General features: G+C 33.1%; 10 protein-coding genes. 4 read left to right on the top strand and 6 right to left on the bottom strand.

What is annotated here, in order from left to right; genetic code table 11:
- Positions 1-67: 67 nt before the first annotated feature.
- Together ACHRVL_RS07015 and ACHRVL_RS07010 are read left to right on the top strand one after the other, a co-directional pair.
- Positions 68-1,381, top strand: coding sequence for an APC family permease (locus ACHRVL_RS07015; protein WP_395411438.1), 1,314 nt, complete (start codon positions 68-70; stop codon positions 1,379-1,381).
- Positions 1,382-1,451: 70 nt separating this feature from the next.
- On the top strand, positions 1,452-2,075 hold the full coding sequence (locus ACHRVL_RS07010) for a GyrI-like domain-containing protein (protein ID WP_395411436.1): 624 nt from the start codon (positions 1,452-1,454) through the stop codon (positions 2,073-2,075).
- Positions 2,076-2,357: 282 nt separating this feature from the next.
- On the opposite strand, the gene ACHRVL_RS07005 is transcribed toward ACHRVL_RS07010, so the two are convergent.
- Positions 2,358-4,991, bottom strand: a complete 2,634-nt coding sequence (locus tag ACHRVL_RS07005; RefSeq protein ID WP_395411434.1) for a valine--tRNA ligase — start codon at positions 4,989-4,991, stop codon at positions 2,358-2,360.
- Between the two features lie 263 nt (positions 4,992-5,254).
- Between ACHRVL_RS07005 and ACHRVL_RS07000 the strand changes: the two genes are divergently transcribed.
- Positions 5,255-5,635, top strand: a complete 381-nt coding sequence (locus ACHRVL_RS07000) for a DUF1573 domain-containing protein (protein WP_089059823.1) — start codon at positions 5,255-5,257, stop codon at positions 5,633-5,635.
- Positions 5,636-5,727: 92 nt separating this feature from the next.
- Here ACHRVL_RS07000 and ACHRVL_RS06995 read toward each other — a convergent pair whose 3' ends face one another.
- From ACHRVL_RS06995 to ACHRVL_RS06975, 5 genes are all read right to left on the bottom strand, one after another.
- Complete coding sequence (locus tag ACHRVL_RS06995) at positions 5,728-6,219, bottom strand: hypothetical protein (protein WP_395411432.1); 492 nt, start codon at positions 6,217-6,219, stop codon at positions 5,728-5,730.
- A gap of 81 nt (positions 6,220-6,300) precedes the next feature.
- Positions 6,301-8,430 carry an OmpA family protein gene (locus ACHRVL_RS06990; protein WP_395411431.1) on the bottom strand — a complete coding sequence of 710 codons (2,130 nt, stop codon included), beginning with the start codon at positions 8,428-8,430 and terminating at the stop codon, positions 6,301-6,303.
- Between the two features lie 10 nt (positions 8,431-8,440).
- The gene (locus tag ACHRVL_RS06985; protein WP_395411429.1) at positions 8,441-9,367 is read right to left on the bottom strand and encodes a type IX secretion system membrane protein PorP/SprF; all 927 of its coding nucleotides are present in this window, start codon (positions 9,365-9,367) and stop codon (positions 8,441-8,443) included.
- Positions 9,368-9,399: 32 nt separating this feature from the next.
- A complete protein-coding gene (locus ACHRVL_RS06980; RefSeq protein WP_395411427.1) occupies positions 9,400-12,030 on the bottom strand; it encodes a gliding motility-associated C-terminal domain-containing protein in 2,631 nt (876 codons plus the stop codon).
- Positions 12,031-12,141: 111 nt separating this feature from the next.
- Positions 12,142-13,470 carry an aspartyl protease family protein gene (locus ACHRVL_RS06975; RefSeq protein WP_395411425.1) on the bottom strand — a complete coding sequence of 443 codons (1,329 nt, stop codon included), beginning with the start codon at positions 13,468-13,470 and terminating at the stop codon, positions 12,142-12,144.
- A 122-nt stretch (positions 13,471-13,592) separates the two neighbouring features.
- On the opposite strand from ACHRVL_RS06975, the gene ACHRVL_RS06970 reads away from it, so the two are divergent.
- Entirely contained in the window at positions 13,593-14,789 is a 1,197-nt protein-coding gene (locus ACHRVL_RS06970) for a pyridoxal phosphate-dependent aminotransferase (RefSeq protein WP_395411423.1), read from the top strand.
- Positions 14,790-14,853: the final 64 nt, after the last annotated feature.

The raw sequence follows: 14,853 nt of genomic DNA, 5'->3' as shown, positions 1-14,853 counted from the left end.
AAATATTCTAATTGTATTACTTTTGCTGAGCAGATACCTCACATTCCAAAAAACAAAAAATCCAAATATGTCAGATTTCAAGAAAAATCAATTGCAAAAAAGTTTAGGTCTAAGTTTTAATATTGCGGTGTTAATTGGAGGAACTATTGGAGTTGGTATTTTACGAACACCTGGAACAATTGCCGAAATGCTTAGCAATTACTGGCTAATAATTGCTTCATGGCTTTTTGGAGGTCTATATGTTTTATTGGGTGCCAATTCGTATGCAGAACTCGCAACGATGTTACCAAAAGCCGGCGGTTCTTATAATTATATTAAAAGAGCTTTTGGAGAATATGCAGGTTTTTTGTCTGGATGGTTCGATTATATTACCAATGTTATTCCGCCCGCTTTTTATTGCATTGTCATCAGCGAATATATTATTATTTTATTTCCTGAACTTGCAAATTACGCCACAGTAATGGCAATTTCATTACTGCTTGCTTTTGTATTAATACACTTGAGCGGCGTAAAAAACGGAAGTGTTATTCAGCAGATTACAAGCTTACTAAAAGTGATTTGTTTTGTAGCACTAGTTGTTGCCTGCTTTATGTATTCTGGCATTGAAACTACACCGATAAAAACAGATAGTTCTTTTTTTCAAATTGGGTTAATCTTTGGTTTTTTCAAATCTTTACAACTTATCATTGGCACTTACAATGGCTGGAACAGCGTTTGCTTTTTTGCTGAAGAAAATGATGATCCAAGCAAAAACATTCCTAGATCATTGTACAGCGGTGTTTTGCTTGTTATGTCAATTTATGTTTTGGTAAATGCCGCATTTTTTCACGTTCTGCCAATAGAAACTTTAGCCAAATCAAATCTCGCCGCTGCCGATGTTGCTAAAATTATTTTTGGTGAAAGCGGTGCTCTTATCGTTACGATAATTTCCATTTTTTCTTTAATCAGCATTCTGAATGCTTTTATGATGATTCCGCCAAGGATTCTTTACGGATTAAGTCGTGACGGATTTTTTGTTGAAAAAGGAACACAGGTAAACAAAGGCGGAACTCCTATTGTTGCGCTTTTAGTTTCATCACTTTTCAGTTTATTTTTAATTTGTATCGGCTCATTTGAAGTATTATTCTCCTTTGCGGCTTTTATCTCGATTATTGTTTGGGGATTGGCTTATTTTTCACTTTTAAAACTAAGAACTCAAGAACCTGATCTTCCACGACCTTACCGTTCTTTTTGGTATCCGTGGACAACGATAATTGCGATTATAATCTCAATTGCTTTATTAATAGGATTTATTTACAGCGATCCTAAAAGCTTTATAATCATTTTAGGAATTACTGCGGTTTCATATCCTTTGTTTTTGATTTTGAGAAAAAAATTATAAAGTAATATTTCTGCTGACATACTGCTGTCACTCAATGTGATTTAATTTGCTGTACAAAACATAAAAAAAGATGAGCAAACTAGATTTAACAAAAACGGATAAAACATATTACAAAGCTAAAACCAGTCCAGAAATACTTCATATAGAAAAAACAAATTATATATCGATTACAGGAAAGGGAGATCCTTCGGGAAAAGAGTTTTCGGAAAAAATTCAGGCTTTATATGGTACCGCTTATATTCTCAAATTCATGCTTAAAGCTGTAAACAATGATTTTGTTGTTCCAAAACTAGAGGCTTTATGGAGTTTTGATACTGAAAAATACGCTGCCATTTCGATGGATGAAGCACCGCTAAAAATACCTCGATCAGAGTGGAATTATCGAATTATGATTAGAATGCCGGATTTTGTAACTAAAAAACAAACTGAAGAAGCCATTATTATTGCCGCCAATAAAAAACAAATAGATTTAGCGAAGTCTATTGAATTTTATGAAATGACAGAGGGTAAAGTCGTGCAAATTCTTCATATAGGACCTTTTGAAGACGAACCGCAGACTTTGAAAAAAATTCAAGAGTTTAGCATTGAAAACAATCTGCAGCAAAATGGATTACACCATGAAATCTATTTATCAGACTTTCGCAAAACTGCTCCCGAGAAATTAAAGACTTTATTAAGAGAACCTGTAAAATAACTTTTTTGACAGCTACGAATTCACGAATTATTTACAATCAGATTATAACCCAATCTTGTCATCCAGAGGAACTTGTGATCTCTACAAGTAGCTCTACAAAGATTGATTACTACAAAGTTTGTCATTTCGACTGAAAGGAAAAATCACACAAGAAGCTCGACAAAGATTGACGACTTTAGGAACGAAGTTACGTGCGTGATTTCTCCTTTCAGTCGAAATGACAAAACACAAAAAAAGCTGTCCATTTGGCAGCTTTTTATATTTAAACAGTAAACCTGATTCTTACTTCAAACCAGCTAAACTCTGCTCGATTGTAGCAATTTTTGCTAAAGCATCGGCTTGTTTTTGTTTCTCTATGTTTAGGACTTTTTCTGGAGCTCCGTTTACGAATTTTTCGTTTGAAAGTTTTGCTTCTACAGATTTCAAGAATCCTTTTGTATAGTTTAATTCTTCTGTCAGTTTTGCAATTTCTGCTTCAACATCAATATTTCCAGTAATTGGAATAAAATATTCATTTGATTTTACACGGAAAGATAAAGCGCCATCCACTTTTTCAGAAACATATTCAAAAGCAGAAACATTTCCTAATTTCGTTATAACTGAATCAAAATAAGTAGAAACATTTTCGCTGTTAATTCCTTTTAATTCAATACTGTCTTTAAATGGAATATTTTTATCTTTTCTGATCGTTCTAATTCCAGAAATTACTTCAATTGAACTTTCAAAATCAGCAACTAATTTAGCATCAAAGGATTTTAATTCTGGCCAAGTCGAAACAATTAAAGCTTCTTCAGGTGTTCTTTCAGCAATTAATTGCCAAATTTCCTCTGTCAAGAAAGGCATAAATGGGTGAAGCAATTTCAAATTACTTTCCAGCATTTCGATTGCCTTATCAAATGTCGTTTTATCAATTGGCTGTTGGTATGCAGGTTTGATCATTTCTAAGAACCAAGAACAGAAGTCATCCCAAACCAATTTGTAAATTGCCATAAGAGAATCTGAAATTCTGTATTTCTCGAAATTATCCTCGATATCAACTAAAGTCTGCTGTAATTTCGCTTCGTACCATTCGATTGCTACTTTTGATGATTCTGGCTGAGCAATAGTTTCCGAAACTTCCCATCCTTTAATCAATTTGAAGGCATTCCAAATCTTATTAGAGAAACCTTTTCCTTGATTACACAATTCTTCATCAAACATAATATCGTTTCCTGCAGAAGCACTCAAAAGTAATCCTACACGAACACCATCGGCACCAAATTTATCGATCAAATCTAAAGGATCAGGAGAATTTCCTAATGATTTAGACATTTTACGACGCTGTTTATCACGAACTAAACCAGTTAAATATACGTTTGTAAACGGTTTTTCGCCTGCGTATTCGTACCCTGCAATAATCATTCTGGCAACCCAGAAAAATAAAATATCCGGACCTGTAACCAAGTCATTTGTTGGATAGTAATATTTATAATCTGCACTTTCCGGATCCATGATTCCACCAAAAACTGACATCGGCCAAAGCCAAGATGAAAACCATGTGTCTAATGCATCAACATCTTGTTTTAAGTTGTCGGTTGTTAGTTGTTGGTTGTTGGCTCTTTCTTTTGCTAATACTAAAGCATCTTCGATATTTTCTGCAACTACGAAATCTTCTTTTCCATCTCCGTAATAGTAAGCTGGGATTTGTTGTCCCCACCATAATTGACGCGAAATGTTCCAATCACGAATATTGTTTAACCAATGCGCATAAGTGTTTTCGAAACGTTTTGGGTGTAACTTAATATCGCCATCAACTAAAACAGATTGGATCGCTGGTTTTACTAAATCTTCCATTTTCAAGAACCATTGATCTGATAATCTTGGTTCGATTACGGCTTTAGTTCTTTCAGAAGTTCCAACTTTATTTAAATGGATTTCGGTTTTTGCCAAAGCTCCAATTTCTTCTAGTTCTTTTGCGATTTCTGTACGAACTACAAAACGGTCTTTTCCTTGATAATGTAATCCGAAGCTGTTTAATGTAGCATCTTCATTAAAAATATCAACGATTTCAAGATTGTGTTTTTCTCCTAACGTTTTATCGTTCATATCGTGCGCAGGCGTTACTTTCAAACATCCTGTTCCGAATTCTACATCTACATATTCGTCTTCGATAATTGGAATTACCCTGCCACAAATTGGAACGATAGCTTTTTTACCTTTTAAATGTGTAAAACGCTCATCGTTTGGATTAATACAGATTGCAGTATCTCCAAAAATAGTTTCCGGACGCGTTGTAGCTATAGTCAAGAAATCTTCTGAACCTTCGATTTTATATTTTAAGAAAAATAGTTTTCCTTGCTGTTCTTCGTAAATTACTTCTTCATCAGAAAGAGTAGTTTTAGCTTCAGGATCCCAGTTTACCATACGGTATCCTCTGTAGATTAGACCTTTGTTATATAAATCTACAAACGATTTAATTACAGATGCAGACATATCTGGATCCATTGTAAATTTAGTGCGTTCCCAATCGCATGAAGCTCCTAGTTTTTTAAGCTGCTCAAGGATTGTTCCGCCATATTTATCTGTCCATTCCCAAGCGTGTTTTAGAAATTCTTCACGAGTTAAATCATTTTTATTGATTCCTTCTGCTTTTAACTTCGCTACAACTTTTGCCTCAGTAGCAATCGATGCGTGATCCGTTCCCGGAACCCAGCAGGCATTGAAACCTTTTAAACGTGCTCTACGAATTAAAACATCCTGAATAGTATTATTCAACATATGTCCCATATGCAAGACACCAGTGACGTTTGGAGGAGGAATTACAATAGTATACGGTGTTCTATGATCTGGTTCTGAATGAAAATAATTGTTTTTCATCCAATACTCATACCATTTGTTCTCAATCGTCTTAGCGTCAAATTGTGCTGGAATTGTCATTTAAATAGGTTGTTTAATCGTTAATTTGTTTAACTGTTGAATCGTTTAATTGTTTAACTGTTTTATTTTGCTGCCAACGTTTACAGACCATTAATCGATTAAACGAATTAACGTTTAAACAATTAAACAAAAAAATGGTTCAATTTTTGTAATTATAACTGACAGCAAAAGTAAATAATTAAAGACACTATAAAAAGCGAATTATTAATTTGTGTGTTAATTAAAAGAATGTATATTTACTTACAATTAAAAATAATTTCAAAATGAAAAATGTTGCCTCTTTTATTGCAGTCGTATTGTTTAGCGCAATAGGCTATGCACAAAATGGCCCAAAGATTGAATTTGCAGCCTCAGACAATACGATTGATTATGGAAAAATTTCAAAAAGTGATAATGGAGTACGCTCCTTTGAATTCACTAATACCGGCGATGCACCGCTTTTAATTATTGGTGCAGAATCGACAGTTAGTTCTATCGTTGTTACTAAACCAGCCGCTGCAGTAATGCCTGGAAAAAAAGGTAAAATTGATGTTAAATACAACATGGTTTCTGGTCCTATTCGTAAAACAATTACAGTTGAAACAAATGCTGTGAACTATCCTGACGGCCGAGTTGCCCTTAAAATTAAGGGAGAAGTTTTATAAAAAATAATACCTAAAAATAGTAAAAGCCGTTTCTTTAATTAGAAACGGCTTTTTTTATGATGAATTAAAGTTCTGTTTTGATGATCTTGTGACTATTTTTCTGTTTTCTCAGCACACTCCGCCACTTCAAATTTATATTTTACTTTATCAAAATCAATTGGTTTGTCTTTTACTATATAAGTTACACCCATTGTCGTCTGCATTGTTCCGTTTCCTAAAATAAGCTGTTTGTCTCGTTTTAATAATGCCATTGGGTTTTTGAATGTCGTATTTTTATTAACGTTGTCTCTAAAAGTATAATCTACAAACAATGTATCGCCGTGAAATTCACCTGCAACTTCTCCAGTTCTCACTGTTGAAGGAGCTACTTTCATAATCATATCACCAGATAATTTCCCGTTTTTTAAAGTATTCAATTTTAAATCTATGGTATCTTTCTCGTATATCGCTTTATAACATTCTGTACTTACAACTTTTTCTCCTTCGGCTTTTGCTGCTTCAGCTTCTTTTTGTTTTTCTTCATTTTTACAGCTCTGAAATCCAATACAGATTACAAGCAGACAAGGCAAAACTAGATTTTTCATGTTTCAATATTTTAATCAAGGTTATTGTATAAAATTAATAAAAAAGAAATCAAGTGAAAGAATTTTATACGAATTTCGACTCTATAAATTCTTAATTACAAATTCAGATCTTCTGTTTAATTCATGTTCTTCTTCTGAACATGCTTCGTCTGTTTTACATTTTACAATTGGAACAGATTCTCCATATCCTTTTGCTTGAATTCTTTTTGGATTGATTCCTGATTCGATTATAAATTCTCTGGTCGAATTGGCTCTTTTTTGAGACAAATCTTCATTATACTTCAAATTTCCGCGTGAGTCAGTGTGCGATCCAATTTCAACAACCATATCTGGATATTTCTTCATTAGTTCAACAACTCTGCTCAAAACTACTTTAGATTCTTTTCGGATATACCATAAATCGTAATCAAAATAAATAGGATCTGTTTTAATAATCAATCTGTCTTTATTGTCTTTTATAACATCTTTTTCCTGAGCTAAGATTTGCTTTACTTTTTCATTCTTTTTCACTTCGGCTGCAACAACAGCTTCTTCTTTTGCTTTTTTCTCTCTTTGTTTCAATTCAAGTGCCGCAAGTGCTGCTTTTTTCTTATTATCTTCTTCTATAATAAGTTCTTGTTTTCTTTTATTTTCAGCAATCAGCTTTTCTTCCTGTTTAATAACTTCCAAAGATTTTAAACCTAATGACGCATCGTTTGTTTTATTTCTTGTTTTATCTAAAGTCAAGATTTTAGAAGCGTTGGTGTAGTTTTCTTTAAACGCGCTAATTTTATACGAAGCTTCACAAGAAACTGTAAAACTAAATTTTCCATCTGCCGAAGTTGTAATTGTATTTAGGTTTTTATTTTCTAAATCTTGCAAAATTACGGTTGCATTTTCTAAAGCCAATTTTGTATCTACATCTGTAATAATTCCTGCTATCAACTGTTTGCAGTCTTCTACAATTAAGTCTTTAATTTCTTTAAACCAATAAATATCATCGTTTCCTTTTCCTCCTTCTCTATTTGAAGCAAAATATCCTTCTTTGCTGCTATCAATATTAAAAGCAAAATCATCTAGATTTGAATTTAACGGCAATCCAATATTTATTGGTTTCGTATATTCATAGCCATTAATATCTGCTGCAAAAACATCCAGCGATCCATAACCTAAATGTCCATCTGAAGAAAAATAAAGTTTGTTATCTGCTGATGCAAAAGGAAATTGTTCTCTTTTAGCTGTATTAATTACGGGTCCAAGATTCTTCGGAGCATCAAATGCGCCTTCGTTTATATTTACAGAATAAATATCAAAAGATCCTAAAGTTCCGGGCATATCAGAAGCAAAATACAATACTTTTTCATCAGCACTTAAAGCTGGATGTTCTACTGAATAGTTTGGACTGTTGAATGGAAGCGATGTAATATTTGTCCATTTTCCGTCAACTAATTCTGCTTTAAAAATCTGAAGATTTGAAATTTTATTCTCATCTTTCTTTTTCTTTCTTTTTTTAGAATTATTTCGGGTAAAATAAATGGTTTTACCATCTTTTGTAAAAACGGCATTAGATTCATGCATTCCTGTTCGTAATTCATTGGCAAAATAATGTGTCAGAGAATCTGCTGAATTACTGTTTTTTAAAGAAATTGTTACCAAATTTAAATAGGTTTCATTATCCCATTTGTATTTTTTATCAAATAAACCCGGTTTTAATTTTACAGCGGCAAATATCAAATTCTCACCATATTTTACAGCTCCAAACTCAGAATTTGGAGTATTTACGGCTAGGTTTTTAATCTCAAATCGTTTGCCTATTGCGGTAACATTTTCTAGTGTTTTCTGCTCTTTTTCGAAAGAAGCAAGATCTTCTGCATTGGTAGATTTTGAATAATATTCCTTTAAAAAAGTATTCGCTTCATCATAATTATTGGTTGCTTTTAATGTCTGTGCATATCTAAAATAATATTCTTGATCTAAATTATTGCTATAGCTTTTGATCAATAAACGATAATAGCGTTGTGCTTTTACTAAGTCATTGGTATAAAAATAAGAATCGGCTAAGTTTTTAATAACCTCTTGCGATGGTTTTTCTTCGGCTAATTTTTCATATAAAATGATAGATTCGCTGTAATATGTTTTGTCAAAAAAACGTTTTGCTCTACTTAATTCTTGATCTTGGGCACTTATAAACTGTATTGAAAATACGAATATAATAACGAGTAGTTTTTTCATATTTTTCATTTTAGAAGAATCTTGGTGATTTGTCATATCCTTTTCCTAATAGGTCTAAGTCGAATAGAAGCATAATTTCGTGGGTTCCAGAATTAAACTGCCCTAAATTCGACAATGTATAATCGTAAGCATACCCCACTCTCAATGAAGGTGTGACATTGATATTGAACAACGCACTTACTGAATCATCTATTCTATAAGCTGCACCAAATTCAAATTTCTCGTTATACAAAACGTTGGCTGTAATATCCAATGTAATTGGGGCTCCTGCTACAAATTTGGACATAAATGCGGGTTTTAATTTCAATCTGTCGTTAACTTGAAAAACATAACCTGCAGTCAAAAAAGTATGTATCGCTTCTGAACCAAAAGCGTTTATTCCAGATTTTTCTTCAACATATTTTGATTTTAATAAATTAGGAACTGACAATCCTACATATAAATTGTCTCTGAAATAATATGCTCCTACACCAATGTTAGGTTTAGTGGCGTTTATGTTTTCTGCGAAAGCAAAATCAGTTTGAGGATCTGCAAATCGAAACCCATTAAAGTTCGTCTGCATAGACGAAAATCCTGCTTTAAGCCCAAGCGATAATTTATTTTTTCCTGCTAAATTTAAGACATAAGCAAAATCAGCATAAACATTGTTTTCTTTTTTAGCACCATCACCAATATCATCAGAAACAAATGAAATTCCTGCTTCAACTTTATCGGTTATTGCACTATGTGCAAAAAAGGTAAATGTTTTTGGGGCTCCAACTGCTCCAACCCACTGTGTTCTGTAAAGTCCGCCAAAATTCATCATTGCAGCAACACCTGTTGCATATGCTGGATTTACGATACTCATATTGTACATATAATGCGTATATTCTGGATCTTGCTGTGCTGAAACGGATGTTATATATAGAAAACTAATAAGAAGTATTATTTTTTTCATTTGAAAACTAGGTTAAAGAATGTAAAAAGAAATTATCGATTTAGGTAAAGACGTCCTTGTTTAGGAGGTTTATTATCTTTATTGAAATTGATAATATAAAAATAGACTCCGTTAGCTGCTATTCCATCTCCAAAACCAGCCGATTCAGAATTTCTTCCATCCCAATTGGGTTTATTTATATTTCCTTTAAACATTACATTTCCATATCTATTGAAAATTTCAAGTGAATAATCTGGGTACAAAAATTCAATATCAGGAATCCTAAAAGTATCATTTACATTATCTCCATTTGGCGAAAATCCGTCAGGAATAAAAAAATCAAATTCTGAAGCATCACAATCTTTTAATGAGACTGCTACTTCTAAATAATTATCCGAAATACAATCTGTAATTGTCGACAAATCATATCCGTAATAAACAGCATTATGAACTAATAAAGTTGTTGATTTTAATAGGTTTCCGTTTTCTTTCGCATCATACCAAGTAACGGTTGATGACACATTTGTCGCTTTTGATAAATCTGAAATAGTTGGATTTTTTAAGCCGCAAAAATCTGCTCCTCCCGAATTTAAAACTGGTGCCGGCGTGTCATTTACTACTATTGAAACTGCAGTTGGCGCCGATGTACAATTTGCAGAGGAAGTTTCTCTTACATAAAGATTTTCTGTTTTTAAAACATACGTATCTGCAAGCGGTGTTGCCGCTGTTTGAGAAACGTACCATTTATATTGAGATCCTCGCGGCGTTAAATTTGTAATAGTTGCACCATCAACTTTACAAAATGTCTGCAGATTATTTACTGTTGGAGCCGACGGAATAGGATTTACAAAAAAACCATCTGATACATTATTCAAACTAACATCGCATAAAGTCGTATTATTCATCAAATTACTTGCTGAAATTACCGTAGTACCTGTATTAGCTAATAAATTTACTGGAATAAAAAAGTCAGCATTTCCATTTACAACATTTAAAACCACGGTTTGCAATGTTGAAGAATTACTATCAGAAAGCATATAAGAAAGTGTTGCAGCAGTTAGATTTCCTAATCCTGAAACAGCCACAGGAACGGGTTCATTAAAACATTTGTCATTAGCCAATACTTTTATAGTAATTGCAGCTGGTAATGGATTAATAATTAAATCTCCTTGAAGATTTACTCCATTTGTGCAGCCTGTAGTCATATTTGTAATTCTGATTATGGTGATTTTTGAAACGCCGCTTTTTATATTCAATCCCGCAGGAATTTTAAAATTTGCTGTTCCGCCTGTAACAATAATATTTGCTGTTTGTCCCGTTGCTTTGTTGCCTCCTGATAAATTATATATAATAGTATATGGTCCATCGGCTAATTGTTCAGCATTTGAAAGATCTACTGCTGCCTCTTTATTTTGACAAGTTGGATTTGGTGTTAATATGGCATCATCTAAGCGAGGCAGTGGATTAATTTTTAAGTCATAAAATAAATCAGTGACAATATTTGCACAAGCTTTTCTGCTTATTGTTGAAATAATATTGGTAACAGTCATTCTAAAAATCCCGACTTGCCTGAAATAAGACGATTTTACTGGAAAAGTAACTTCTCCATTTACAAAGTTTGCTTTTATAGTTTCTACTCCTCCATTTGGTCCAGAAACTGCAAATGTAATTTCGTATTCTCCATCTGGAATTACCTGAAGACCTTGTGTAATTTTCGCTGAATAAACTGCTGTTATAATCTTATCTTCGCAAATATCTGATTCTACAATAAGTTTTGCTCCTGTAAAATCAAGCTGTTTTTCTAGTACAATACTAATAACCGAAGTTTCATCTGGACATATTGTATTACTAGGATAAGCTAAAACCGTATACGTATAATTGTAAGTTCCAGGTCCGTTAGTATCAAATACTTCTTGCAGATTTACGGTATTATCTTGAAGTGAAGTTAAACCAACACCTCTCCATTCCCCTCCGCTTTCTTCTTTTGTTAGTACAGTCTGTAAATCTAAATCTGTATAACCTGCCAAACCTGTAGTCCCGCAAAGTACCAACTCTTGTCCTTCTCCAGCTTGGGGAGCTCTAAAAATTGTTACTGTTACTGTAGAAGTTGGAGCAACTGGCGAACAAGCAATTACAGCTGGTACGGTGTATGTAAACTGAAATGATCCTTCTAGTCCTGTAATGGGAATTGATGCTCCAACAGCTCTTCCTGCACTATCTGTCCAAGTTCCGTTTGAATGAGGTCCCATCACTGTACTATTAAATGCTGTAAAAAGATTAAATGTTTTCTTTGAACTGCACACAGTAGCAAAAGGAGCCGGCACTCCAGCATAGGCACCTATTGTAATGGTTACAGTAGCTTTATCATCAATACAGCCGGCTGCATTTGCAACAGTATAAGTATAATGATAAACACCGCCGCTTCTTATAAGTTGTCCGTTTAATTCTCCGGTAGCAGTGTTAAGTCCTTTCGAATTATCATCATCAGTCCAAGTTCCGCCTGGGGTTGGAGTACCTCCCAATAGGGAAAATAATGATATAGATTTGTAAACTGGATTATAGATATCACAAATTACTTTTTGTGCATCATCTCCTGCACATTGTGCATGTATTCCTGAAGGTAAAACAAGTAAAAAAACAAAAATAAGTGGTATTTGTAAGAATTTAACGTAGTTTTTGGTCATATATTATTATTTTGGTTAAACTTACAAATAATAAAACACTTGCCAAAAAAAACATAAAATTCTGATTAATTTTAGCTTTCTATACAATGATAATTTACACCAAAAATAAAATTACAACTCATCTTCGAGCCTAAATCGAAACTTTAAAACAAGACTATTTCTCTCTACTTCTAGATTAATAAATATATCTTCCTCTGATTTTAAAAGATGATTTATCTGCTGCAACGTAAACTTATAAGGTCTGTCTCCATTAATACTTATGATAATATCTCCTTTTTGAAGTCCGCACTTTTCAGCTGCCGAGTTTTTCCGAATATTAACAATCTCAAAAACCGGTTTCAATAAAAATTTATATCTAAAATTTCCTCCTCCTCCGCCTTCATTCTTTTCGATATCACTTACTGTTGAAGCAAGCTTAACGGTTTCCAGATGCACTGTTTCCTGAACCCATTGCAAACCATTATGCTGAACAGTAATTCCGCTTTTATTATAAGTAAAAGGCTCAGCGAATTTATTGTTCTTTTTAAGATATATCTTTCGGTCTGTATAATCCATTACCAAAGTAAACCTTTTTAAAATCTCTCCGCCTACAGATCCAACTCTTCCTGGAACCATCTTTACATTTCGAATAGATGAAGAATCAGGAAAAGCAACAATTGGTTTTTTAAAATTAAAATCGGCAATCGAAAAACTCTTAATTCTAGCCCGATGACCTTCAATATCTCCGCTAAATCCTTTTCCTAAAAAATCAGGAAAATTCTTTTCTGGAAGCTTAATTTTATTGTTTTCAAAAACCCAAAAAGCATCACTATTGCCAATATCAATAAGCAGTTTCGCAGGAATATTAATGCTGTCTAAAACAGCCGAAGCATTAATATAGGGTTTAGATCTTTCTATTGTAATTGGAATTGCTTCAAATTTTGTGTCCAGCTTTTTTTGAATCTCTTTTTTGTTGTCGTAAACCGTAATTTTCTTTCTTACGTAATTCACTTCAACAATGTTGTTTTTAAAAAACTTATAGCCAATAATTCCATTAACGGGAATACCAATATGTGATGACAAATTAAAACCTTGATCTAAAATAACATACAGCATGTGATTTTCTGATTTTAATCCATGTGTTTCTAATGTATTATTGGTTGATTTAAGTCCTTCTATTTCTTCTTCGGCGCCAAGTCCTCTAAGTTTTATTTTCTGGACATTATTAAATTTAACTTCCTGCATTTCATCCATACTGAAAAGAATAGTTTCTTCAACACCAGAATCTAAAAGAAAATTAAGTTCTATTCCGTTTACTTTAATCGGAATAAAAATGAGGTTATTTATCAATTGAAAGGGAACAACTACCTTTTTACTATTGTTTTGAATTATGAAATTATCTTGAGCCAGCAGGTTAAAAGATATGAATAACCCAAAAAACAACATAATATATTTTTTCATTGACAATATTTTATTATAAAATTACTAAATATATTTATAATTGTTACATTTTCATAAGTACTTGTATTGTTTACGTTAAATTCGAAAAAAAAATGCAAATTTGCACTTCAATAATAAATCTCATGCCAACAATTTCTAACAAAGGCAGAAACATGCCCGAATCTCCGATACGCAAGCTTGCTCCTTATGCTGATTTAGCAAAGCAAAAAGGACACAAAGTGTATCATTTAAACATTGGTCAACCGGATATCAAGACACCCGAAGTGGCCATCGAGGCGGTAAAAAATATTGACAGAACTATTATAGAATACAGCCCATCTGCTGGATATGAAAGTTACAGAAAAAAATTAGCAAAATTTTACCAACGCCAAAATGTAAACGTTAACTCAGAAGACATCATTGTAACTACTGGTGGTTCTGAAGCCTTATTGTTTGCGTTGGCCACAATTACAGATCCGGGAGATGAAATCATCATCCCAGAACCTTTTTACGCTAATTATCATGCATTTGCTTCTTCTACAAGTGCAACAGTAGTGCCGCTTGTTTCGACTATCGAAACGGCGTTTGCATTACCAAGTATCGAAGAAGTTGAAAAGTTGATTACGCCAAAAACGAAAGCAATTTTAATTTGTAATCCAGGTAATCCAACAGGATATTTATATTCAGAAACTGAAATTAAACAATTAGCAGGTTTAATTAAAAAATACGATCTCTATTTAATTGCTGACGAGGTTTATCGTGAGTTTTTATACGATGGCGATGACATTCACTATTCTGTAATGAATCTTGAAGATGTACAGCAAAATGTAATTATGGTCGATTCAGTTTCAAAACGCTACAGTATGTGCGGCGCAAGAATTGGCTGTTTGGTTACTAAAAACAAAGAAGTACTGGCAACGGTAATGAAATTTGCTCAAGCACGTTTAAGCCCGCCAACAATTGAACAAATTGCCTGTGAAGCTGCGATCGATACTCCGCAAAGTTATTTTGATGAAGTTATCTCTGAATACAAGGAACGTCGTGATACTTTAATCAATGAATTAAATAAAATCGAAGGCGTAATGATTACCAAACCTAAAGGTGCTTTTTACTGCATTGCTCAATTGCCAATTGACAACGCCGATGATTTTGCTCAATGGCTTTTAGAAAGCTATGATTTAAACGGCGAAACGGTTATGGTTGCTCCTGCTGCCGGATTTTATTCTACGCCGGGAATGGGATTGAATCAGGTAAGAATAGCTTATGTACTAAATAAAAAAGATTTAATTACTGCTGTAAATATTTTAAAAGAAGCTCTTTTAGTTTACAATAAAAAATAAAATCATAAAATACAATCCTTTTAAAAGACAATAACCATCTAAGTTATTGTCTTTTATGTTTTAG

The organism is Flavobacterium sp. FlaQc-28, from assembly GCF_044007415.1.
GTDB lineage: Bacteria > Bacteroidota > Bacteroidia > Flavobacteriales > Flavobacteriaceae > Flavobacterium.
Note: the sequence above shows the minus strand (reverse complement) of the source record. Positions and strands in the feature narration are given on the sequence as shown.